The organism is Winogradskyella sp. SM1960, from assembly GCF_020179375.1.
Lineage (GTDB): Bacteria > Bacteroidota > Bacteroidia > Flavobacteriales > Flavobacteriaceae > Winogradskyella > Winogradskyella marina.
This window is the reverse complement of the sequence record NZ_JAICBG010000003.1, coordinates 329,215-352,757: the sequence shown is the minus strand read 5'-3', so window position 1 is coordinate 352,757 and position 23,543 is coordinate 329,215. Positions and strand designations below refer to the sequence as shown.

At 33.5% G+C, this 23,543-nt stretch carries 21 protein-coding genes and 1 tRNA gene; 8 read left to right on the top strand and 14 right to left on the bottom strand.

Features of this window, described 5'->3' with window-relative positions:
• Positions 1-585 precede the first annotated feature (585 nt).
• From K1X16_RS10390 to prfH, 4 genes are all read right to left on the bottom strand, one after another.
• A complete protein-coding gene (locus K1X16_RS10390) occupies positions 586-2,424 on the bottom strand; it encodes a hypothetical protein (RefSeq protein WP_225036086.1) in 1,839 nt (612 codons plus the stop codon).
• Between the two features lie 293 nt (positions 2,425-2,717).
• Positions 2,718-2,828: transfer RNA gene (locus K1X16_RS10385), tRNA-Met, on the bottom strand.
• Between the two features lie 273 nt (positions 2,829-3,101).
• Positions 3,102-3,629 carry a hypothetical protein gene (locus tag K1X16_RS10380; RefSeq protein ID WP_225036083.1) on the bottom strand — a complete coding sequence of 176 codons (528 nt, stop codon included), beginning with the start codon at positions 3,627-3,629 and terminating at the stop codon, positions 3,102-3,104.
• Positions 3,630-3,727: 98 nt separating this feature from the next.
• Positions 3,728-4,435, bottom strand: coding sequence for a peptide chain release factor H (gene prfH / locus K1X16_RS10375; protein WP_225036081.1), 708 nt, complete (start codon positions 4,433-4,435; stop codon positions 3,728-3,730).
• 902 nt (positions 4,436-5,337) lie between these two features.
• On the opposite strand from prfH, the gene K1X16_RS10370 reads away from it, so the two are divergent.
• On the top strand, positions 5,338-6,348 hold the full coding sequence (locus K1X16_RS10370; protein ID WP_225036079.1) for a helix-turn-helix transcriptional regulator: 1,011 nt from the start codon (positions 5,338-5,340) through the stop codon (positions 6,346-6,348).
• On the opposite strand, the gene K1X16_RS10365 is transcribed toward K1X16_RS10370, so the two are convergent.
• The 8 genes from K1X16_RS10365 to K1X16_RS10330 all read right to left on the bottom strand — a co-directional run bounded on the left by K1X16_RS10365 (position 6,327) and on the right by K1X16_RS10330 (position 17,155).
• Positions 6,327-7,241: an ABC transporter ATP-binding protein gene (locus K1X16_RS10365; protein WP_225036078.1), complete on the bottom strand. Its 915-nt coding sequence runs from the start codon at positions 7,239-7,241 to the stop codon at positions 6,327-6,329. The genes K1X16_RS10370 and K1X16_RS10365 overlap by 22 nt on opposite strands.
• Positions 7,242-7,376: 135 nt before the next feature.
• A complete protein-coding gene (locus K1X16_RS10360; RefSeq protein ID WP_225036076.1) occupies positions 7,377-9,851 on the bottom strand; it encodes an FG-GAP-like repeat-containing protein in 2,475 nt (824 codons plus the stop codon).
• A gap of 11 nt (positions 9,852-9,862) precedes the next feature.
• Entirely contained in the window at positions 9,863-11,224 is a 1,362-nt protein-coding gene (locus K1X16_RS10355) for an Ig-like domain-containing protein (RefSeq protein WP_225036075.1), read from the bottom strand.
• A 171-nt stretch (positions 11,225-11,395) separates the two neighbouring features.
• Positions 11,396-13,561 (bottom strand): prolyl oligopeptidase family serine peptidase, encoded by a 2,166-nt coding sequence (locus tag K1X16_RS10350; RefSeq protein WP_225036074.1) that lies wholly within the window; start codon positions 13,559-13,561, stop codon positions 11,396-11,398.
• Between the two features lie 195 nt (positions 13,562-13,756).
• Entirely contained in the window at positions 13,757-14,746 is a 990-nt protein-coding gene (locus K1X16_RS10345) for an aspartate-semialdehyde dehydrogenase (protein ID WP_195870453.1), read from the bottom strand.
• 182 nt (positions 14,747-14,928) lie between these two features.
• Positions 14,929-15,330 carry a large conductance mechanosensitive channel protein MscL gene (gene mscL, locus K1X16_RS10340; protein WP_195870452.1) on the bottom strand — a complete coding sequence of 134 codons (402 nt, stop codon included), beginning with the start codon at positions 15,328-15,330 and terminating at the stop codon, positions 14,929-14,931.
• A 78-nt stretch (positions 15,331-15,408) separates the two neighbouring features.
• On the bottom strand, positions 15,409-16,515 hold the full coding sequence (alr, locus tag K1X16_RS10335; protein WP_225036072.1) for an alanine racemase: 1,107 nt from the start codon (positions 16,513-16,515) through the stop codon (positions 15,409-15,411).
• Positions 16,508-17,155, bottom strand: a complete 648-nt coding sequence (locus tag K1X16_RS10330; RefSeq protein WP_195870450.1) for a thymidine kinase — start codon at positions 17,153-17,155, stop codon at positions 16,508-16,510. The genes alr and K1X16_RS10330 overlap by 8 nt, the downstream gene beginning before the upstream one ends.
• A 188-nt stretch (positions 17,156-17,343) precedes the next feature.
• Here K1X16_RS10330 and K1X16_RS10325 point away from each other — a divergent pair, with 188 nt between their 5' ends.
• The 6 genes from K1X16_RS10325 to K1X16_RS10300 are packed head-to-tail and all read left to right on the top strand — an operon-like array spanning position 17,344 to position 21,564.
• Positions 17,344-18,117: a hypothetical protein gene (locus tag K1X16_RS10325; RefSeq protein WP_195870449.1), complete on the top strand. Its 774-nt coding sequence runs from the start codon at positions 17,344-17,346 to the stop codon at positions 18,115-18,117.
• Positions 18,117-18,473: a DoxX family protein gene (locus K1X16_RS10320; RefSeq protein ID WP_195870448.1), complete on the top strand. Its 357-nt coding sequence runs from the start codon at positions 18,117-18,119 to the stop codon at positions 18,471-18,473. Before K1X16_RS10325 ends, K1X16_RS10320 begins: the two co-directional genes overlap by 1 nt.
• Positions 18,474-18,516: 43 nt before the next feature.
• Complete coding sequence (rsmI, locus tag K1X16_RS10315) at positions 18,517-19,191, top strand: 16S rRNA (cytidine(1402)-2'-O)-methyltransferase (protein WP_225036070.1); 675 nt, start codon at positions 18,517-18,519, stop codon at positions 19,189-19,191.
• A gap of 4 nt (positions 19,192-19,195) precedes the next feature.
• Entirely contained in the window at positions 19,196-19,543 is a 348-nt protein-coding gene (locus K1X16_RS10310) for a HopJ type III effector protein (RefSeq protein ID WP_225036069.1), read from the top strand.
• 32 nt (positions 19,544-19,575) lie between these two features.
• A complete protein-coding gene (locus tag K1X16_RS10305; RefSeq protein ID WP_225036130.1) occupies positions 19,576-20,991 on the top strand; it encodes a dihydrolipoyl dehydrogenase family protein in 1,416 nt (471 codons plus the stop codon).
• A gap of 3 nt (positions 20,992-20,994) precedes the next feature.
• Entirely contained in the window at positions 20,995-21,564 is a 570-nt protein-coding gene (locus K1X16_RS10300; RefSeq protein ID WP_225036068.1) for a uracil-DNA glycosylase family protein, read from the top strand.
• A gap of 27 nt (positions 21,565-21,591) precedes the next feature.
• Here the strand turns inward: K1X16_RS10300 and K1X16_RS10295 are convergent, their stop codons facing one another.
• Together K1X16_RS10295 and K1X16_RS10290 are read right to left on the bottom strand one after the other, a co-directional pair.
• Positions 21,592-22,362, bottom strand: a complete 771-nt coding sequence (locus K1X16_RS10295) for a toxin-antitoxin system YwqK family antitoxin (protein WP_225036067.1) — start codon at positions 22,360-22,362, stop codon at positions 21,592-21,594.
• An 18-nt stretch (positions 22,363-22,380) separates the two neighbouring features.
• Complete coding sequence (locus tag K1X16_RS10290; protein WP_225036066.1) at positions 22,381-22,983, bottom strand: carboxymuconolactone decarboxylase family protein; 603 nt, start codon at positions 22,981-22,983, stop codon at positions 22,381-22,383.
• Positions 22,984-23,045: 62 nt separating this feature from the next.
• Between K1X16_RS10290 and K1X16_RS10285 the strand changes: the two genes are divergently transcribed.
• On the top strand, positions 23,046-23,468 hold the full coding sequence (locus tag K1X16_RS10285; protein WP_195870441.1) for an OsmC family protein: 423 nt from the start codon (positions 23,046-23,048) through the stop codon (positions 23,466-23,468).
• Positions 23,469-23,543 lie beyond the last annotated feature (75 nt).

Genomic DNA, 23,543 nt, shown 5'->3' with positions numbered 1-23,543 from the left:
ATGAGATTCTTCGCTTTGCACTTCGACTGCGCTCAGTGTGACACTCAGAATGACATTTTAATTACACTACAAATATTATAGTGTATTACGCATTCTTTTTGCGTAGTTGTTTTTTTATCCTGCAAGGCATGTGCTGAACTTGATTCAGTATCTATTCTTGTAGGTATTGTTTTTTACCTTTTGTTCATTTTTTTTCTTTACGTTCATTTTGCCTTGATGCAAAACCCTTCGACTACGCTCAGGATAAACCAAGCCAAAAAATCACGGTCAAGCCAAGGAATTTTCAGTTTTTCAAACTGAAACCGATTTGAAAACTTCGCGTCGAACTTCGTTCTCCTGATTTCGAAGCTTTTCTTCATCTATTCTGCGCCTTGACGTTAAATTCTATGAATTGATTTAGGATTTGAGATTTTACTTATTTTGTTTTCAATCCTTGTGTTCTTGTTCTCTTACTTGTATTTAAATGTTCCTTGCTCTGCGTTAGCGATAGAAACGGCATCCTTTTGCCTTTTTGCAAAAGATATAGTGGAAAGCGCGACCCTCTGAAGCTCTTTTGCGAAAGAGGGTAACGCCCAAAACAGAAATCTACTTTGATATAAAAGGTTTTAAAAAACTATCTTTTTCTAAATTCTCCAAAGAGAAATCAAAATCTGCTTCGTCTTTATAATCTGTAATCTCAGCACCTAAAGTTCTCACCAAATTATCAAATGACAAAGGTTCGTTCCATTGTTGGTACAAGGCTTTGGTTGCTAAAGTTGATACTTCAGAATTACCAGAAACTCTAGTATTACCTGCGCCAAAATTTAATAATACAAAACATTGCTTATCTTTTTTAGGGATTAACATGCCCAAAATAGTTTGCTTCTGTACAGATTCACATTTAATGTCAGCAAAAACTTTGTTTGGGTTCATCATGTAATCTTTAGAGATATTAGCTCCTTTGCCAATTACAATTTTGTAACCGCAATCTGCAGTTCCATTATATACATTATTTTGAATCAAAGTAGGTACATTCAATCCTTTATTGGCATATAAATATTCTACAGCTCCATTTGGTGCTGAGGTAATATCACCAGAATACATTAGGTTACCTTGTTGTTGGTTATAAGTTGCATTCCAACCTATTTTACCAGCAATATTTAAACCAGATAAATCCAAATCTCTTGCTCCCCAGGCATCTTCCCAATAAATACCAACCGCTAACTTTTTACCATAAAAACGTGTACCAGTAGGAATGTTACCTACATACAATTTTTCTGATGTTGGCAAAGCGTAAGTAATATCCTCTGGAAAAAACAAACACTTACCAGACAAATTAAAACGTTGCTTTAAATAGTTAAGTAAAAACTGATAATTTTCCTTGAATACAGTATTTTCTACAACTGCTTTTTTGTGCTTACCAGCTTTATTTCTCTTTAAAAGGTTAGCGAGCAAATTTGTACTACTTGTAGTGGAAACATCATTGGTTTTTACCCAAGATTTACCGTTTCTAATTCTGTATAAAAAGGCATCTTGACCTTGTTTTCTTGTGTAACAAGCAGACAAAGCTTTGAACAAAGCAAAAGGTGTTGCGTTATCTAACCAGTGTAGATCTTTATCAGTTAGTAATGTATTTGTAACATCGTTTAACGGATTAGAAACTAATGGCTTGTGATATGTTTTAGATAGCTTACTAATTTTATTAATCGTTTTTGGTGCCTTGCTTTTGAATGCCAAAAACAGAGGTTTAAATCGGTTAAAGATTTCAGCAAGTTTTTCTAGTCCAAAATTGTTAAATGCTTGCGTTGGGTTGTATGAACTGTTCTTAATCAATTCAATTAACGCATCATTTTTAATTAACAAAGTCGTATCAGTTGCTCTATAGATTATGTATCTAAAAAACTCAACAGCATTCTCTGGATAAATATTATAAAACTCGGCTAATTTTACAATAGCTTCTTTGTTCTTAATATTTTCTTTTCCAGTAAAAGTATAACCTAATTCATCCATTAAAACAATGATTAATTCATCTACGGTATCTTCTTTTAAGGCCATGCCAGATTTTAATAAAGCCAAACATTTTTGCTTCATTATATCAGCAGAATATGCATTAATAACTTTATAGTTAAGCTTTACATTTGGAATGCTTAAAACTTCTTCAGGAATATAAATATCATCCTGAAAATCACTTCCATAGGTTGATATATAGTGATTAATCTGTTCTATACACAATTCGAAAGTAGAGCTATTCTTGATTTTACTCCATGATTTGTGAAAGGTTTTATTCAAATCACTGCCATTTAGTTTTTCAGCTTTTAAAAAAGCAATGATTCTGTCTTTTGCCCAAAGTGCATTTGGTGCTATAATGTAACCTTCATCTGAGATGTATGGCTTTTCGTTTGATGTTTTCGCTACTACAGCGCTAAATAATTTTAATGTGTTCATAATATTAATTTTTAAATAAGTGAGGTGTATGGTTTTGATTAACAGTCAATGAATAGGAACACCTTTTACCTATTATGTTTAAAGACGAAGAGTAATAAATCATGCTCCCAAGAGCGATGAGTGGAAATTATAGGAACTCTAGTTGTCTTTTGAGACGAAGCGTAAATTAGCCTCAAGCTCTTTCGAGCTCTGGAATCGAACCAGATTATAGGAACGCTTTATGTCTTTTACTAACGGAAAGTAATTTCTCCAATGAATGTTATAGGAACTTTCTGTGTCAGTAATTTTTGTTGTAGTCCAGGTGGGAATCGAACCCACGACACACGGATTATGAATCTTTATAGGAACCTTTTTGTGCTGATGGCGAAAAGTATTCGTTGCTCTACCTTCTGAGCTACTGGACTATTTTTTATGTTAAAGAACGTTTTATTAAACTCTGCCAGCTTCATTATCTGGCAGAGCACTACTTTTAAAGTCTGATTCCAAAGAGACTTCTTATTAATTATGATGCAAATATTTTGTGCTATTACGCAATGTTTTTGCGTAGTTAAATTTATTTTTCCTGCAAGGTCTTTTTTTGACCTTGTAGGTATGTTCTTTTGCTTTTTCTATTAAACCTACAAGGTAGATACTGAATCAAGTTCAGTACAAGCCTTGCAGGTTGGGTGTCTCTCTTATTACTTCTTATTGGCCTTCTTCTTTTTCTTGGATTTCTTCTTCTTTGGTTTCATTTTGTTCTTAATTCTTGAAATTTCAGAATTTACAGTACAGATAAATCCATCGTTATATCCAAAAATTTTAGCCTTTTTTAGTGCTTTTATAGCTTTTTTATAGGCTTGAAGATTTTCAAATAATTGCCCTTGGAACATATAAACTTCGCCTTTGTTCAGTCCTTTTACAGTAAAGGCAAAGTCGATTAGTTTTTGAGCTTCTTTATAATCTTCGTTCCATATCAACACTAAAATGTAGTGCGAATACACCTTGTGAAAATCTAGTTTGTTAGCCAAAGCCTCTGCATAATACTCCTTGGCTTTTTCGTAATCGCCAAATTGTTCGGCTTGTAAACGTCCCATTAAATACAAAGCATAAGCGTTGTTAGCTTCGTAGGATAAGGCGTAGTTTAGATTTTCTACAGTTTCTTCTAGTTCGTATGGATAAGCATCTATGGCTTTTAGCACATAATTGTTTAATAAATTGGTGTCCATTTTTTATTTGTCCTGAACTATTTTCAGGTTTTCTTAATTATTAATTTCTTTAGAATTGAATTGAGATGCTTCGGCAAGCTCAGCACGACAGAATAATTCTATTTTAATTGATTTCGTAATTCATTTTTTAATGCACTACGTTGTTTTTTAAAGCTTTTTACAATTGTATGTCGACTAAAATCTGAACCTTTAAAAACTTTTATAGGGTTACCTCTTTCTAATCTAAGATGGTTTTTCCATTGATTTTTAATTCCGGCTTTTAAAGCTTCTAATTGTACTTCTGTAACTTTTTCTTGTAAGCGTGCTTTTGCTATTTTTCTGTTTTGATGTTGCGAACGACTATCCATAACCAACACTTGTGTTTTTGTAGGTTGATGGGTCGCTCTAATAGCAGAGCTTACTTTGTTTACATGCTGTCCGCCAGGTCCAGAACTTTTTGTGGCTTGATAGGTAATGTCTTTATCAAGAATTTCAAATTGTTCACTTTTGCTTATTTCATATAAACCAACAAACCAGTTTTTACGCTTGTGTTGCGGTCTAAATGTTGAAGTGCCAATCCACTGAATTGTTCCTGTCCATTGACATAAAAATCGATTGAGATTACTGCCTTTGAGTCGAACCGTTACAGATTGCAACGTCATATTTTCAATCCCTTTTTCTCGATGTAATATTTTATAATCAATGCCTTTATTGTTTACAGCTTCTAAAAAATGTTTTAGAATTTGTGCGACGACCCAACAGCATTCTGCTGGTCCTCGACCCGAAGTTATTTGTATTATTTTAGTATTTGTTAATGGTTTTCCCATGATATTGTTTTGTTATTAACACCTTAAAAACACCTATTTTTATTAATGTTTTTTTTGATATTTTAAATTGCGACAACATGAGATATTGAATTAATATTTCGACTGTATTTAGTACAGGAAACACCAATCTAACATGTGTCTTGATTTTATAATTACTGTTTGTGGAAAGATGTTTAGCAGAAATGCTAATTGTGAGATTCTGAAATTAATTCAGAATAAAAAAAAATCCGAAACAGTATTTAACTAGCTTCGGATTTTCATTTATAAGTTTGAAAAGTTTATCTAACAATAATCACGAAGCATCACAAAAGGCAGAATTCCTTTTGGATCGATTTGATATGTTATAAATAAACTCATAGTTTCTAATTTTTAATTCAACTTGTATTTTGGTTGTGCTTCGACTGCGCTCAGCATGACATTGCGATGCAAATATAAAGATGAATATTTCTAATTTCCAAATAAAAAAATAAATTTATTTTATTGATTGTTAGTGTTTTATGGTGATTTTTGAGTATAGAATTCCTGTCCGCAAATGGCAGATTACCTAAAGAATTGAAGCGTAGTTATTTGTGTTTTAGGCATGCATAATTATCAACTTGAAAAAAATTAATAAAAAAAGCATCCTTTTTTAAGAGGATGCTTTTTAAACTTGACTATTTTTAATTTTTACCTATTTCTCTACACTACAGAAATAGCTTTTCAGCATCCGATTATGTAAATTTTGTATTGTCATAGGTTGTTTTTTCTTTGTTTCTTGCTGCAAATATGGTCATTTTTTTTGAAATGAAAAGTTCTAGGAACTACGTAATCCTTTTGCGTATTGTTTTTATTCGTTTAAATTTATAAGTTCAGACCTGTCAGGTTTTTGAAACCTTACAGGACTCTTAACGGAAATAAATGATATGGCAGTAAATAAAAACGCATTAATTAGATATAAAACCATTGATAAGTGTCTTCAAAATCAGTTTAGACAATGGACACTTAACGATTTAATAGAAGCAGTTTCTGATGCGCTGTATGAATATGAGGGTAAAGATATTAATGTTAGCAAACGTACGGTTCAGTTAGATTTACAAATGATGCGAAGTGATAAGTTGGGTTATAATGCGCCAATTGTGGTCTATGACCGAAAGTATTATAAGTATGAGGATGCTGATTATAGTATAGTAAAAATTGCTGTAACTGATAAAGATGTGAAAGTTATGAATGAGGCCATTCAGTTACTGAAACAATTCAAGGATTTCTCATTGTTTCAAGAAATGGATGGTGTATTACAGCGGTTAGAAGATTCAGTAAATTCAACTCAAAAGGATAGGCGTGCTATTATTCATTTAGATAAAAATGAGCAATTAAAAGGTCTTGAATATATAGATGTTTTATACAATGCCATACAATCGAAAAAAGTGATTGAAGTCACTTATAAATCTTTTAAAGCACGAAAAGCCAGTGTAATGAAAGTACATCCGCAATTACTTAAAGAATTTAATAATCGATGGTTTCTACTGTGTGCACGAAACGGAAAATATATCACTTTGGCTTTGGACAGAATTACTGAAATAGTAAAACTTGAAAACGAATTTTATGATGATTTTCAAATTGATGGCGACGAATATTACAAAGAAGTGATTGGAGTAACGGTTTCAAATTCTCGAGCGGAACGCATTCAGTTTAAAATAGACTTGAAAAATACACCTTACGTGATTACAAAACCATTTCACTCCTCACAACGTATGATTGAAAAAACAAATGATGGTGTGATTTTCAATATTTTTGTTCAAATTAATTTTGAGTTAGAACGTCTCATTTTAGGTTTTGGTGATAGTATTGAAGTGTTGAAGCCATTAAAATTGAGAAATAGAATGCTTAAAAAGTTGAAAACTTCAGTAAAGAACTATGAAGAAATTGAAAAGTAAATTGTGGTTCCTTTTTCTAATCGGATGTCATGAGTTATAAAAATAGATTTCGAATTATATTCTGCTTCAATCAACCAAGAATTGCCGTTAAAATAAGAAGTCTTTACAATAGCTTTTAAATTGGATTCCTCAACGATTTTAAGCTGATTTGCATACACAATTCCATAAGGATCAATCACATTAAACTCATCAAAAAATGAAGCTATTAAAGGTAGTTTAGGGTTTTTATAAATGTTTTGAGGAGTATCTTTTACAATAATCTCAGCGTTATGAATAACCAATAACTGATCTGCAAAACCAAGGACATCATTTTTATCATGAGTAGCGACAACACAAGCGATGTTTTTTTGTTTTAAATATTTAAAAATACTACGTCTAAGCGATTGTTTTTTAAAATTATCTATGTGACTAAAAGGCTCGTCTAATAATAAGATCTCGGGTTGTTTAGCTAAGGCTCTCGCAATGGCAACGCGTTGTTTTTGGCCTCCGCTTAATAGTTTTACTTTAGTGTTAGCAAAGGCTTCAAGTTCTACAACTTTAATGAGTTCGTCTGTTCGTCTTTGCTTTTCCTCAGGATAAAAACGCGACAAATGTTTACCTATGTTTTCTTCAACTGTAGTCACTGGCATTAAATCGAATTCTTGGGTGACGTATTTCATAAAATCATACCCAACCACTAAGTTGTATTTGGGTCCTAGGATTTCTTCGTCCTTCCAAAATATTTGCCCTTGTTTTAAATCGTATTCGCCATAGATTAATTTCAACAAAGTACTTTTACCAGAGCCACTTTCTCCAATAATAGCAAGATTTTCTCCAGCTTTGACTGTAAAATCAATTGCTTTTAAAACCTTAGTTTTTGAATATCCAAAAGTGACATTTTTTACCTGAAGCATAATGCAAATATAAATGTTTCAAAAAATTAACTAGCATAAAAAAACCGCTTGATTTCTCAAACGGTTTATAAGTAAATGATTCATCTTTTAAGGTAGTTCCATTTAGTTCTCGACTGCGCTCGAACGGACAGTCTATTATTTCTTAATAAACTTTCGCTTTATAATTTTTCCTTCAGATTCTAATCTTAAAAAGTAAACTCCACTTGTTAAATTTGAAACATCAACGGTATTCGATTTCAACTTTTGATTTAAAACACGCTTTCCATTCACATCAAAAACCGTAGCGATTTTATTAATAACATCTGCAGACGTTTTTATAGTAAGGTCTGCCTCAACCGGATTAGGATAAATAGTAAGATCTACTAACGTTTCATCAATAACACTCAATGCAGAACCTTCTACAATAGTATGCGATGTGTTTATTGCCGGATTCGCTATAAAATCTACAGTACCAGATGGCCAATAAATAGTTATGCTATTAATACTTGTTAACGTACCAATCCCAAAATGGGTGTTAAGTGTACTCATAAATTCAAATCCTTCGCCACTTCTAACATCTCTTATTTGCGTTCCGTTGTCTGTTTGTATTTCTACTCTAGCACCAATTCCATTTATATTACTATCGGTTCCTACGGTATTAATTTTAATCCAATTGTTCGCATTTGTATTATTTAAATAAATATTTCCGTTGCGAAACACATCTAAAAAACCATCGTTGTTTGTATCACCAATAGCTCCACTTGGCGGCATATTTATTGTGTACTTTGTAAATGTAAAATCTCCATTGTTAAATAATATATCTCCATTACTTAAAATGTCTACATAACCATCATTATCAAAATCTGCAGGTGCGTTTTCCCGACCTAAAGACGCATCTAAAACGCCAGATCCAGCCGTTACATCGGTAAAAGTACCATCTCCATTATTTCGCATTAATTTAGAATCCCCATCTACTGTACTACTTGCGCCTACAAAAACATCCATATCTCCATCGTTATCAAAGTCTGCCCAAGCTGAAGACCATGTTTGCACTAAATCACCCAAATTTGAAGAATTATCGTGACCAACACCTGGATAATTGGTGTTATGCCAACCATTACTGTCTGCAACATTTACAAACACACCATTTCCATCATTTCTCCATAACTCATTAATACTAATTGAAGAACCACCTCTACATTTTGCAATGAATAAATCCATATCTCTATCATTATCAAAATCTATCCAAACTGTACCGTAATTACCTCCACCAGGCACTACTCCTATGCCATTAGGCAATGCTGTACTTGGCCCTTGATAAAACGTTAATTCACCTGTTCCATCATTTATATAATACACATTAGCTTGTACATCGTGACAAACAAAAGCATCTAAATGACCATCATTATTAATATCAACAAAATTTGAACGTTGAGAAAACACATAATCTGAGCCTGAAATTTCTGTATAACCTGTACCTGTACTATTAGCTTGCATAAACGTAACACCACCAAAACCTCCATAGAGCAGATCGTTATAACCATTACCATCAAAATCACCCGCAGCCAAGCTCCAATCTGGTGTATTTTCTGCAGTTGGAGTTGCTATATTACTCATACTAAACCCACCAGAAGCTAATTGGTAATGAATATTTAAATTATTAGCACTAACTGAAACCACGTCGTCTAAAAAATCACCATTTAAATCCACTAACGCTAAGTCGTTAGAACCCGTTGTATTTATTGGGTTTGTTGTAAACGACACAGGATAAGCAGACGTATCTACTCCAGTCGTAAAACTCTGGCTTACCCAATGGCTATAACCTCCTTCATTACAATTTGCTCTTATATAAATTACATAATCAGTCTCTGAAGACAATCCATTAAAACTATAAGTATTGGTTGCTGTGGTATTACCTGAAGATGGAATACCTTCTGAAGCTAATACAATAGCAACTTCCCAAGATGTTTCTGACGCACCTGCAGCCCAATTAACAGTGGCACTTTCTGCATTAATGTTGTTTACGGCTACTGACACTACATTAGGACATTCAGGAGGTTCTGCTGAGCTAATAGAAGGAGAGTCAACACAAAAACCCCAACCATACGTCGAATTGTCATTAAAGTAAATACGGTATTTAAATCCTGTTAATTGTGTACTTGTAAAAGAAGCAATATTTAGGGCTTCACTTGTGAAATTTGTTGGTGTGCCATCACAAAAGTCATTAAAACTTTCGGAATTATCTTGCAATTCATTTCCCCAATTTACCCATTCATTAGAACCAGCATTCCAATACTGAAGGCTTAGAGATTGACCATCTTGCCATGTATTAAAAACATATGGAAATACAACTGTCAATTCAGTTTCATTGGCATTGTAAGCTGCACTAAGATTAATTATAGGAGATTCTGCCGCAACCGTATTGTCTGAAGAGCCACCAGGAAGATTATCATCAAAAGAAAACGATCCGCTTTCAGATGATGTTGGGTCTTCAAACAGATAAGTAGCATCATAAGAACCCGTAACTGTCCATTGATTATTTGGCCAATTAGCATTTTGGTTTAGTTGTTGCGCATAACTATGAGCGCAAAACAACATTACAAGCAATGTAATGAGTAATAGTTTTTTCATATCGGTTGTTTTTAATTACAGTTTAAATCTAATGAGTTTATCCACTCCTCAATAAGTTGAACACCCTCTGTATGCACAACAGTACGTGCTAACAAAGGCATCCTAACTGAAGGTTCTACAGCACTTAGCCTAAAATGCATTACAGAATTTCTTGCATCACCTGGTTCTATAATGTGGCCTAGTCCAAAACCAAGATCAGTATCTGCATCAACACAAACCCCTAAATTTGTTAGGTCTTCAGTAGATAAATAATCTAATCGCATTGGTCTATATGAACAATGTGTATGTTCTGAATGGCAATGTGCACAGTTAATATCTACATACGCTCGCACTCTTTCTTCCAAGGCAATACTGCTATCGGTATAATCTGGAATCGTTGAAATGGTTCCTGGCAGTGCATTTTCTAAATAACCAAGACTTACTAATTTCTCTAATTGATTTTCGACACCATCAATATACTCAAAATTTAAATTTAAGTTTCTAGGCTTAGGGCCTATTGGTTTTGCTATTTCTGACACTTTATGACAGGTATGGCACTCAGCTCCTGACGGAATTCTATATTGTACAGATTTTGTGGTTCCTTCTTGTTGCCACTGCAGATCTACATAACTTCCGTCCAAATCTAAACTAGCTTGAGACTGCTCTTCATTCCAAACATAATTTGCAAAAACCCAACCGTCTGGTTTTCTAATTATTAATCGTGTTTCTAAAATTTGGGTTGTGTTATCTGGTAAAACATTATCGTAATAAAAGTTCTTTATTAAAATGGTTCCAACAGGAAAATCTAAAAGTTCGTGATCACTTACAAACGACGCCTTACTGTTATTTGGCATCCAAATGAAACGTTTTTTCTTAGCATAATCACTAAACAATGTGGCATTTAATGTGTATGGAATGACACCATTTGTAGGCTGTAGGTTTTTAAGATCACCTTCAAAAAATTGATAATCTGATAATGATGAAAACGGCATGTTTTCTAAATCATAAAGCACACTAGAGTTTGTTGAAATAGTAATAGAAACTAGTTCTGTTTTACAATCGCCTGAAGCACTACAAATTGTGTATTCAAAAGTATCTATACCAACTTCATTTGGGTTGGTTGTATATTTTATATGATCGTCGCTCGGGTTATTTGGGGTATTATTAGGGTCTATTATTACAACATTACCTTTTACAGGTTGGCTTACCGATAATTCTCCAATAGACGGAATATTTAAATCGTTAAGAAATATAAAAATCTCAATTTCCGAATCCTGAACTATAGTTAAACTATCTGGATTTGTCTCTATAACTAATGGTGTTAATCCATCGTCATTGCTACAAGAAAACAGAAACAAAATTGAAAGAAAAAATATGTTGTAATTTTTTTTCATTTACAATACTTACGCACTATTAATAAGACAGTTTAGAATTTAAAAGTCCTACAAAAGTTAACAAAAAAGAAACTAGTTATCTGAAAAAAGAATATTTATACTCTTTTTTTTTGCAATTTTTGATGTAAGTAAAGCGACAAATTCACTGATTTAAGTGTTATTTCACTAACATTAGTCTTTTACTTTTTCTTCGGTTTTTGATGGTAATACTTCAAATCCCATGTTATAAAGCGTGAAACCAAAAACATCTGCATACTGCTCAATGGTTTTACTTACAGGTGTACCAGCTCCATGGCCTGCATCGGTTTCAATTCTAATCAATGTTGGGTTAGTACCTGCTTGCTTACTTTGTAATTCGGCAGCGAACTTAAAGCTATGTGCTGGCACCACGCGATCATCATGATCTCCTGTAGTTACCATTGTTGCCGGATACTCTACACCAGACTTCACATTGTGAACCGGAGAATATCCTTTTAAGTAATTAAACATCTCTTTACTATCTTCTGCAGTTCCGTAATCGTATGCCCAACCAGCTCCAGCTGTAAATGTATGGTATCGTAACATATCTAAAACACCAACACCAGGTAAAGCGACTTTCATTAAATTAGGACGTTGCGTCATTGTCGCACCAACTAATAAACCTCCGTTAGAACGACCACTAATTGCTAAGTAATCTGATGATGTATATTTTTCTGAAATTAGATATTCTGCCGCTGCAATAAAGTCGTCAAATACATTCTGCTTTTTGAGTTGAGTTCCTGCATTGTGCCATGCTTTTCCGTATTCACCTCCACCTCTTAGGTTTGGTACAGCATAAATTCCTCCCTGCTCTAGCCAAATTGTATTTGCTATACTAAAACTTGGTGTTAAGCTAATATTAAAGCCTCCATAACCATACAGCATTGTCGGATTTTTACCATTGAGTTTTAAACCTTTTTTATGTGTAATTATCATTGGCACTTTAGTACCATCTTTAGACGTATAAAATACTTGTTTACTTTCGTAGTCTTCTGTATTAAAATCTATAGATGGTTTTTTGTAGAGCTCAGACGTTCCGTTTTCAATGTCGTATTTATATATGCTTCCAGGAGTAACATAATTAGTAAATGAATAATAAAGCTCTTTTTCTTCTTTCTTTGCGCCAAAACCTGTAGCTGTACCAATGCCTGGCAACGCAACTTCTCTAATTAATTTCCCGTCGTAATCATATTGCAATACTTTTGACACTGCATCTACCATGTAATTTGCAAAAAAGTAACCACCTCCTGTTGATGGAGACAATACGTTTTTGGTTTCCGGAATAAAATCTACCCAATGTTCTGGTGTTGGATTTGCCGCATCAACGGTTACAATCTTTTGGTTTGGAGCTTCCAAATTTGTCATAATGTAGAGCTTTGTCCCTACATTTTCAATGATATTAGAATCACTATTTGTATGATCTAAAATAGCAATAAGATTACTATTTGGTTTCGATAAATCTTTTATGAAAAGTTTATTTCCAGAGGTTGAAACACTTGCTGTTATAACAAGATAATTATCATCTTCTGTCACTCCTCCTCCAATATATCTGTGCTTTTCTTCTGGAGTACCACCAAAAATTAATTGATCTTCGGATTGTTTTGTACCTAATTTATGATAATACAGTTTATGCTGATCTGTTTTTGCAGACAACTCACTTCCTTCTGGCTTATCGTAACTAGAATAGTAGAAGCCCTCGTTTTTATACCAAGACATACCACTGAATTTTATATCAATCAGAGTATCTTCAACGATTTCATTCGTCTCGGTATTCATCACAAGAATTTTTCTCCAATCGCTTCCTCCTTCAGAAATAGCATATGCTAAGGTTTTACCATCTTTAGAAAAACTCATGCCACCTAATGAAATAGTACCATCTTCTTTAAAGGTATTTGGATTTAAGAATACCTCAGCGGTTTCAGGATCTTCTCCTGTTTTAAATCTATAAATTACGGATTGGTTTTGTAAACCATCGTTTTTATAAAAGTAAGTGTAATCACCTTCTACAAATGGCGCACCTACTTTCTCATAATTCCAAAGCTTTGTCAGTCGATCCTTTAATTCTTCGCGATATGGGATGTGATCTAAATAGCCAAATGTAACTTCGTTTTGAGCTTTTACCCACGCTTCAGTTTCTTTGCTTCTATCATCCTCTAACCAACGGTAAGGATCCGCAACAGATTCATCAAAATAAGTGTCTACAGTATCTACTTTATTAGTTTCTGGGTATTCTACGGTAATCGATTTCACAGTTTCGTTTTCATTTTTACATGATACAAAAAATGTTAGCATTAAAGTAAGAAGGAGTAATTTTTTCATAACTAAGGGTTTTCGAAATAAAACAATATTACTTCAAATATAAGGTTTTAGTTTTGAGATAATATCAACCCCTTAAAAACTTACAGTAAATTTGGACTTATATATAAACTGTATTTCAACTAACCATCTAATTAATTAGTTGAAATACATGAATATATCCCTATTATAAAAAAATACAAAAACGAATGGATAGCGTTACGCTAAACCGTTTTTAATAAGGTATTCTGCTATTTGAACCGTATTTGTTGCAGCTCCTTTTCTTAAGTTATCACTTACAACCCAAAGGTTTAATGTGTTTGGTTGTGACCCATCGCGTCTAATACGACCAACAAAAACATCGTCTTTACCATGCGCGTACATTGGCATTGGGTATACGTTAACATCTAAGTTGTCCTGCAAGGTAACTCCGTCTGTTTCGTTAAGTAATTGTCTTACTTCACTAGGATCAAAATCATTTTCAAACTCTACATTAATAGCTTCACTATGTCCACCAGCTGTAGGGATTCTTACTGCAGTTGCAGTTACCGCAATTGTACGATCGTTTAGAATCTTCTGGGTTTCATTTACCAATTTCATTTCTTCTTTGGTATAACCATTCTCTTCAAAAACATCGCAATGAGGAATTGCATTTTTATGAATTGGGTAAGGATATGCCATATCGCCTTTTACACCAGCGATTTCATTTTCCATTTGTTCAACAGCTTTAACACCTGTACCAGATACAGACTGATAGGTTGAAACAACAATACGTTTAATTTTATATTTTTTATGAAGTGGAGCTAATGCCATTACCATCTGAATCGTAGAACAGTTAGGATTAGCGATAATTTTATCTGTTTTTTCTAACTCGCTTGCATTAATTTCTGGAACCACTAATTTTTTTGACAAATCCATTCTCCATGCTGAAGAATTATCAATCACTGTAGTACCAACCTCTGCAAATTTTGGAGCCCATTCTAACGATGTGTTTCCACCTGCTGAAAACAATGCAATATCTGGACGTTTTTCAATAGCAGAAGGAATACTAATCACTTCGATATCTTTGCCGTTGAATTTTAACGTATTACCTACAGAACGTTCTGAAGCTACTAATAATAATTCGTCTAAAGGAAAATTACGTTCCTCTAAAACTTTAAGCATTACGCTGCCTACCATGCCTGTTGCACCAACAATTGCTACTTTCATAATATATTTAATTTAATCTTCAAAATTATGATATTTCTTTAAGTAAACTGTTCAATTTACCCTTAAAAATGTGATAAAAATATAGGGTTATAATTATTGATTTACTAATTAAAAAAGAAACCCAGACTTTATCAGTCTGGGTTGAGTTAAAATAATAGTGTAGCGATGACGCTATACGTGTTTTATTTTTTTAAAGAATCTCTAATTTCTTTTAAGATATCAAGCTCAGATGGCCCAGCAGGTTCTGCAGGCGCAGGCTCTTCTTTCTTTTTCATATTATTAACTCCTTTTACTACAAGGAACATTACAAATGCTACAATGATAAAGTCAATAACGTTAGTTAAGAATGTGCCGTATTCTAAGAAAACTGCTCCTACCGTTTCACCAGCATCATTTAGAGTTCCCTCTTTTAATTGGTATCTCAATGCTTTAAAGTCTGAATCGAAAATCATACCAATTAACGGAGATACGATACCTCCAGTAAATGCAGTGACCACTTCCTTAAAAGCAGCACCCATTACAAAACCAACAGCAATGTCTATAAGGTTACCCTTCATTGCAAATTCTTTGAATTCTTTTAACATAATCTAGTGTTTTTTAGTTAGGTTATTAAATTAGACACCAAGTTACTAAAAAAGTCACAAGATGTTAAAATATTTTTTTTAAGGTAAAAAGTTACGCTTTATTCGCTTAGATAATGCGGTTAGAATTTCATAAGAAATTGAACCTGCTGATTCCGCAATTTCACTGGCTGTATGTACCTTATCAAAGATGATTACCTCATCACCTTCTTTACATTTGATATCTGTAACATCGACCATAATCATATCCATACAAACATTTCCAATGATGTAGGCTTTTTCACCATTGATAAAAACAAAGCCTTTTTTATTGCCATAAACCCGACTTAAACCATCTGCATGCCCTATGGGTATTGTTGCGACCCTTTCATTACGGCCAGAGATGTGAGCTCTGTTATAACCAACAGATTTTCCTTTGTCAATCTCATGAATCTGAGAAACAACCGATTTTAAACTTGCGATAGGTTTAAAGTTTTTATCTTCTTCTTCAGAATTTCCAAACCCATATAAACCAATTCCGCTTCGCACCATATTGAAATGCGCTTCAGGATAATTAAGAATCCCAGAAGTATTACATAAATGCAACCAAGGCGCTGTTCCTGATTGTGTTTTAAAAGTTTCAGCTATAGATTTAAAAGTTTCAATCTGTTGTTCAGTAAAATCTTTTTCATTGAGATCTTCACTAGCTGCTAAATGAGAGAATATAGATTTTACTTTTACTGCTGTTGTTGATCCTAATTTAGAAACCATAGTCTCTCTATCTTTTTGATCAAAACCTAATCGATTTAAACCTGTATTAAATTTTATATGAACTGGGTAGTTCTTTTGAGATAGGTCTTCAGCCGTTTTTATGAATTCATCTAAGACGTGAGCACTATATAAACTAGGCTCTAAACAGCGCTCTATAAGAGTTTTAAAATTTATAGACTGCGGATGTAGCACTAAAATTGGCGTTGTTATCCCAGCGTCTCTTAACGCCACACCTTCACGCACATAAGCTACAGCAAAATAATCGATTCCTATTTTCTGAAGGTGTTTCGCAATTTCTACTGCATCACTACCATAAGCAAAAGCTTTAACTACAGCCAAAAATTTTGTTTGCGGTTGTAATTTCGATTTTAAATAATTGAAATTATGCGTCAAAGCATTAAAATCAATTTCGAGAACAGTTTCTTTAGCTTTAGACATTCGGATTTTCATCTTTAGAATTTATTTCTTCCGCATCATTCACGTTCAATTGTCTAACTTTATCTCTTTGCATACTTTTAAAATACGCTGCTCTACTCAAGGGTTCATATTCGTCAACTTCTCCTAATAAAACCAAATCATCACTCAATGCTTTTCTATAACTGTATTGGGCTAAATTTCCGGTTTTTGTACAAACAGCATGTACTTTAGTAACGTATTCTGCTGTGGCCATAAGATATGGCATTGGCCCAAAGGGATTACCTTTAAAATCCATATCTAAACCAGCAACAATAACACGAATGCCTTTATTGGCCAAATCATTACAAACACGTACAATTTCATCATCAAAAAATTGAGCTTCATCAATACCAACCACATCACAACCATCTGCTAAAATTGGAATATTAGCCGCAGCAGGTACAGGCGTTGAACGAATTTCATTAGCATCGTGAGAAACAACCATGTCTTCATCGTAGCGCACATCTACAGCAGGTTTAAATATTTCTACCTTTTGTTTTGCAAATTGCGCACGTTTTAGTCGTCGGATTAATTCTTCTGTCTTGCCTGAGAACATGGATCCACAAATGACTTCAATCCACCCAAATTGTTCTTTCTGATTTACTGTATTTTCGAGAAACATTTTGTAATTTTAGCACTAAATCGGAGTTAGTCTCCGTTTTTATAAAGGTCACGCAAATTTATTAAAAATCAAAAGTAAAACTTACGAAAAGAAGATAAAGAAATTTTATTCCTTTTTAATTAGCATTAAATATTGATTTTATAATCTTGAAGCACTTTAAAACGCTTCAATATAAAACACTTAGAATTATGAAAAAGAAATTAGAATCAGAATTAGTTAGTATTGCGCATAGGATTCTGAAACTGACAGGTAGAGAAGATATTAATAAACTTCATGAAGAAGTCGCTGTACTCTATGAAAAACTAACTGTTTTAAAATTTGCACAAGAAAATTTTGAAGACAGAATTCCTAAAATCGGTCATGACTCATCATTTTTTGACATGTTAGACACGGCCTTCAATAACAAATATAGTGACAACATAGAGATTGAAGATAAAACCTACATTGATTTAGATGAAACTGAAGATGATGGCATCATGGAACCGGTAATGTCTAAAATTAAAGATTTAGTATCACATATGCCTGATGACGAAGTTGAAGAAAAACGGGTAATAGAGGAAACGCTTACCTCAGAAAAAATCTTACCAAAAGAAACCGAATTAAAACAATCTTCTATTGAATTTGAAGACATTACTTCTGGCTTTAATGAAATACCCGAATTCGAACCTATTGAAGTTGCACAAAAACGTGAGGTAGAAATTGCTAATAAATCTCTAAATGACAAATTAAAGGGACAAAATCTAAAAATAGGATTAAACGATAAATTAGCTTTTATTAAACATTTGTTTGAAGGCGAAAATGAAGATTATGATCGTGTTATTTCTCAAATTAACACCACAGGATCTTTACCTGAAGCTAAAACATTAATTTTAGAAATGGTAAAACCAGATTATAACAATTGGGTAGGAAAAGAAGAATATGAAGAACGCTTTCTTCAATTAATCGAAGGAAAATTTAATTAATGAAAGTCAAACAAATTATTTATTGGTTTTGTACCGTTGTGTTATGCCTAATTTTTCTGTATTCGGCACAAATGTATCTGTTAAATACCGAAATGGTAAAAGACTATTTTGAAAACCTTAATTACCCTAGCTATTTAGTACTACCGCTTGCTATTTTAAAGCTTCTTGGTATTGCCATTATTTTATGGCGAAAAAGCAAATGGTTAACAGAATGGGCTTATGCTGGTTTTTTCTTTGATTTAGTTTTAGCAACCGCAGCTCACCATTATGCTGGCCATGGTATTTTCGGCTTTTCATTCTACGGCTTATTAGTTCTTTTTCCGTCCTATTTTTTAGGTAAATATTTAAGAGACTAGATAATAATTTTAAAATATTCTCACTTTTTTTTGAGAAATAACTATGGGTAAACTCTACTTAGTACCAACACCAATTGGCAATTTAAAAGATATCACTTTTAGAGCTGTCGACGTTTTAAAAGAAGCCGATTTAATTTTGGCTGAAGACACTAGAACGTCAGGAAAATTATTAAAGCATTTTGAAATTACCACACAAATGCAAAGCCACCATATGCACAACGAGCATAAAACGGTTGATGGTTTAATTGAAAAATTAAAATCTGGATTAACCATTGCAGTCATTAGTGATGCGGGTACTCCAGCGATTTCAGACCCAGGATTTTTATTGGTAAGAGCTTGCGTAGAGAATAATATTGAAGTGGATTGTTTACCAGGAGCGACAGCATTTGTTCCTGCTCTAGTAAATAGCGGTTTACCAAACGACAAGTTTGTGTTTGAAGGCTTTTTACCTGTAAAAAAAGGACGACAAACCCGATTATTACTATTAGCCGAAGAAACCAGAACCATCATTTTCTATGAAAGTCCGCATAAACTTATAAAAACACTTGGTCATTTCTGTGAATATTTTGGTGAAAACAGATTAGTTTCTGTTTCACGAGAAATCACCAAACTCTACGAAGAAACCATTAGAGGCACAGCCAAAGAAGTTTTAGAGCACTACACCAACAAACCACCCAAAGGAGAAATTGTCATTGTGGTAGAAGGAAAACATAAATAGAATAATGACTCTAAACGAATTTTTAGCCAAACTAAAATCGAGCCCAAAGCAGATTGATTTTTCTGAAACCATAGCTGTAATAGATAGTAATTATTTATTTACACCAACGGCATTTACGAATGGACTTTTAAAAAATGCTGAAGACCAAAATTTAGGATCCTGTAAATTGTTAGCTTTTGCTGTAGATCAAGATTTTACCAAAGCGGAGACCTTAGCATGTTTTGGCACCTATTATTTTGAAGATGTTTTAATAAATCCTAATGGAACGGGCCATCAAAACATCCGGAATTTTATAAAAACAGGTTTCGAAGGTTTACATTTTGAAACCTTCCCATTACAGAAAAGACAATGAACGTTTCGTAATTGAGTTAACCTTTATAGCCACTGCATCAGTCAGTATCATTTAATTTCCATAATTTTCTAATTCAAACTAAAATTATGGGAACTAAACATTACGACGTATTTGTTATTGGAAGCGGTATTGCAGGTCAGACGGCAGCAAAAACCTGTAAGCAAGCAGGATTAACAGTCGCAATTTCTGATAAACGCGAATTTGGAGGCACTTGTGCCACCAGAGGTTGCGACCCTAAAAAAGTATTGATTCAATTTGCAGACTTAATGCAAAATACCAAACAACTTGAAGGTTTAGGGATTAAACAACCACCTAAAATTAAATGGAAAGCTGTTCAGAAATTTAAAAAATCATTCACTAAATCGATACCCTTAGATACCGAAAAAAATCTAAATGATTTAGGTATTGACTTATATCATCAATCACCACAATTTATAAGTAAAAACGAAATACTTGTAGAAGGAAAAACGGTGACGGCAGATAAATTTATAATTGCTACAGGTTATATCCCTAGAACTTTAGAGTTTGAAGGTGCTGAACTATTAAAAACAAGTGATGCTATTTTGAAATTGAAAAAAATTCCGAAATCAGCGATATTTATTGGCTCTGGATATGTGGGTATGGAATTCTGTTACATGCTTTCTACAATGGGTTGTAAAGTAACTATGGTTGAAGTTTCTGATAAAGCACTCAACCAATTTGATTCGTTTTTAGTTGAAAAATTAACCAAAGTTTTAGAAAAGAATGGAGTGAATTTCATGTTTAATACGAAGCCGATTGAGATAGAAAAGTTGAAGAAAAACTTGAAGCTGACGTACGAAAAAGATGGAAAAACAAAATCGATAAAAGCGCGAAAAATTTTCAATACGGCAGGTCGTGTGCCAGCAATTGAAAAGTTAGATATAGAAAACGCAAACATAAAAGCTGACGAAACAGGTGTTTTAGTCAACGATTTTATGCAAAGCACTAGTAATGAAAATGTGTATGCTTGTGGAGATGTGTCTAGCAAATCTTTGCCTTTGACACCACTTTCAGGTATACAAGGTTATATTGCAGGTCATAATATTGTGAATGGAAATAAGAAAGAATTCGAAAATCCATTAGTACCTTCCGTTGTATTCACGCAACCACAATTAGCAAGTGTTGGTTATTCTGAAGAAGAAGCGAAAAGCAGATACAAAAATGTACAGGTCTACAAAGGAGATACTTCAGATTGGTACAATGCAAAAAAAGAAAATGCTGAAGCTTATGCGTATAAAATAATAGTTAACGAACGTACTGATAAGATTGTTGGAGCACATTTATTGAGCTCACAAGCCAATGAAACTATTAATATATTTACAATGGCAATCAATGAAGGCTTGACCACTAACGAATTTAAAAAGCAGATATTTACATATCCATCTTACACCAATGATTTAAAGAGCATGTTGAAGGATGAGGATTAAATTATGGAAGACTTATTACACCATATTAGCCAATGTACGATTTGCAAAGCACATTTGCCTTTAGGACCAAGGCCAGTTGTCTCTGCAAACATAAAATCTAAAATTGTAATCATAGGACAAGCTCCAGGAACAAAAGTTCATGATTCTGGAATACCTTGGGACGACCAAAGTGGAAAACGCTTAAGAGAATGGCTTAATGTTACAACAGAACAATTTTACGATACTGAAAACTTCGCCATTATTCCCATGGGATTCTGTTATCCAGGAAAAGCAAAAACAGGAGATTTACCACCACGACCAGAATGTGCACCACAATGGCATGAGCAATTATTAGATAAAATGCCTAATGTAAAGTTGATTATTTTAATTGGCGCTTATGCCCAAAAATACTATTTAAAAGACAGCGCCAAACGAACGTTAACCGAAACGGTTGGAGATTATAAAGAATACTTACCCAAGTATTTCCCCATTCCGCATCCTTCGCCAACCAATCGGTTTTGGAGAAGTAAGAATCCTTGGTTTGAGGAATTGGTAGTGCCAGAGCTAAGGAAAAAAGTTGAAGAGATTTTGTAAAAATCTTTCGCAAATTCTATATCAATCTTAATTAAAATACTGAAAATATTTCATTGCAGCATCCGGATTAGCCTTAACGTCAACACGCACAATTTCATCTCCATTTTCATCGAGTTCTAGGATATAAAACGTTCCGTTTTCTTCTTCTTTTTGTAAGTATATCTTAGTGCTTCCATCTTCATTATAAAACTTTACGGTCTCATAACTATCATAATTAGACGATACCATTTCAGAATAAATCTTTCCTTCTACAATTTGCTGGGTAATCGTTCTACTATCTCTTATAAATTGTTGAGATACTATATTACCTAATAAATCAAAATTTTGAGTTTCTATAGCTTTTCCATCTTCAATTATAGACTCAGAACGAACTTTTCCATTTTGGAAATAGGAGTACTTACTGCCCACTAATACATCGTTTTTAAATGTTTGTTTAGAATTTAATACACCATCTTGATAGTACATTAACTCATCCCCATGCTTTTTTCCATTTGAGTATTGTCCGTGAGAAGATACCTCGCCATTAGGATGAAAAACAATATAATCGCCATGTAATAAACCATCTTTAAACTCAAACTCTTCCCATTTAGACATTTTATTTCCAACGACATAATAGCCATCCATAAACTTTTGAGTTTTGTTTAATTTATAGTACGCCAATCCGTTATAGCTATTAATAGTATACGCGTTTCTTTCGATAAAGGTGAAAGCATCATCACGCTTATCTTCTTCTGAAGATTTACATCCTAACACTATTAAAAAGCCAAAGATTAGATAGCTGAGTTTTAATAATTTCATTGTAAAAATATAGTTGAATTAATATTGCGATCCATCATGCTTACCAACTTCAAAACCATGTTTTCCAAGATATTGATTGCCACTTTCAACAGCACCTTCTTCCATATCGGTTCCCATAGAATCATTCCAGCGGTTTAAATAACCAAACAAAGATATCACACCTAACATTTCCACAATTTCACCTTCGTCCCAATATTCATATAGTCGTTTTTTAATGTCTGCATTGACAGCATTTGGTACTTGTGAAGCTGCCAAACTAAAATCTAAAGCAGCACGTTCTGCTTCAGAAAAAGCGGGATGTGTTCGGTATTCCCAAATATTATCTAACTGTTCTTGTTCTGCGCCGTAACGCTCTGCGGCTCTAATGGCGTGCGCCTGACAATAGCGACAACCTGTAGCATTACTACTCACCCAAGCAATCATACGTTTTAAAGCTGAGGTGACTCTGCCTTCATTGGCCATAACGGCTTTATTTAAATTAATAAACGCTTTACTAATTGCTGGTCTACGTTGCATGGTGAGAACCGAATTTGGACAAAATCCAAGGGTTTCATTAAAAAATTCTGCTAATTTCTTAGTTTCTAAATTGTGTTCTGCAGACAAAGGTGTTACTAATGCCATAGTTATTTTTTTAGTAGTATTTTTGAATGAACAAGATAGTACATAACTTTTAAACTTAAAAAATGAAAAATAAAATCACAACCCATTGGAAAGAAGGTTTAACCTTTGAATCTGATAACCCTAGCGGAAAAACCGTAATAATGGATACTAATATTGAAGGTACTGACCATAGAAACGGGCTGTCACCAAAGGCCATGATGTTATCTTCTTTAGCTGGCTGTTCTGGTCTAGATGTTATTTCTACTTTAGATAAAATGAAAGTAGAAATCGATGATTTTAAAATGGACGTTACAGGCGAATTAACGGATGAGCATCCTAAATATTACCACACTGTAGTTGTAGATTACCATTTCTATGGCTCAGACTTAAACGAAAAGAAATGCGAACGTGCTGTAAATTTATCCGTAGATAAATACTGTGGAGTCATGGAAATGTTCCGCCGTTTTGCTACTGTTGAAACTAATATTTATTTTCATAATAAGTAAGAGATAATTATGTCAGGTCGAGCGCAGTTGAGACCTCAAAATTCACATTAAAGCAACCTCTCGACTGCGCTCGAG

Coding starts and splice junctions, on each gene's coding strand:
- K1X16_RS10390 (WP_225036086.1), bottom strand. CDS start 2,424: ATGAACACATTAAAATTATTTAGCGCTGTAGTAGCGAAAACATCAAAC.
- K1X16_RS10285 (WP_195870441.1), top strand. CDS start 23,046: ATGAAAAATAAAATCACAACCCATTGGAAAGAAGGTTTAACCTTTGAA.
- K1X16_RS10295 (WP_225036067.1), bottom strand. CDS start 22,362: ATGAAATTATTAAAACTCAGCTATCTAATCTTTGGCTTTTTAATAGTG.
- K1X16_RS10310 (WP_225036069.1), top strand. CDS start 19,196: ATGACTCTAAACGAATTTTTAGCCAAACTAAAATCGAGCCCAAAGCAG.
- mscL (WP_195870452.1), bottom strand. CDS start 15,330: ATGTTAAAAGAATTCAAAGAATTTGCAATGAAGGGTAACCTTATAGAC.
- rsmI (WP_225036070.1), top strand. CDS start 18,517: ATGGGTAAACTCTACTTAGTACCAACACCAATTGGCAATTTAAAAGAT.
- K1X16_RS10380 (WP_225036083.1), bottom strand. CDS start 3,629: ATGGACACCAATTTATTAAACAATTATGTGCTAAAAGCCATAGATGCT.
- alr (WP_225036072.1), bottom strand. CDS start 16,515: ATGTCTAAAGCTAAAGAAACTGTTCTCGAAATTGATTTTAATGCTTTG.
- K1X16_RS10370 (WP_225036079.1), top strand. CDS start 5,338: ATGGCAGTAAATAAAAACGCATTAATTAGATATAAAACCATTGATAAG.
- K1X16_RS10320 (WP_195870448.1), top strand. CDS start 18,117: ATGAAAGTCAAACAAATTATTTATTGGTTTTGTACCGTTGTGTTATGC.
- K1X16_RS10325 (WP_195870449.1), top strand. CDS start 17,344: ATGAAAAAGAAATTAGAATCAGAATTAGTTAGTATTGCGCATAGGATT.
- K1X16_RS10345 (WP_195870453.1), bottom strand. CDS start 14,746: ATGAAAGTAGCAATTGTTGGTGCAACAGGCATGGTAGGCAGCGTAATG.
- K1X16_RS10290 (WP_225036066.1), bottom strand. CDS start 22,983: ATGGCATTAGTAACACCTTTGTCTGCAGAACACAATTTAGAAACTAAG.
- K1X16_RS10330 (WP_195870450.1), bottom strand. CDS start 17,155: ATGTTTCTCGAAAATACAGTAAATCAGAAAGAACAATTTGGGTGGATT.
- K1X16_RS10365 (WP_225036078.1), bottom strand. CDS start 7,241: ATGCTTCAGGTAAAAAATGTCACTTTTGGATATTCAAAAACTAAGGTT.
- K1X16_RS10350 (WP_225036074.1), bottom strand. CDS start 13,561: ATGAAAAAATTACTCCTTCTTACTTTAATGCTAACATTTTTTGTATCA.
- K1X16_RS10300 (WP_225036068.1), top strand. CDS start 20,995: ATGGAAGACTTATTACACCATATTAGCCAATGTACGATTTGCAAAGCA.
- prfH (WP_225036081.1), bottom strand. CDS start 4,435: ATGGGAAAACCATTAACAAATACTAAAATAATACAAATAACTTCGGGT.
- K1X16_RS10355 (WP_225036075.1), bottom strand. CDS start 11,224: ATGAAAAAAAATTACAACATATTTTTTCTTTCAATTTTGTTTCTGTTT.
- K1X16_RS10360 (WP_225036076.1), bottom strand. CDS start 9,851: ATGAAAAAACTATTACTCATTACATTGCTTGTAATGTTGTTTTGCGCT.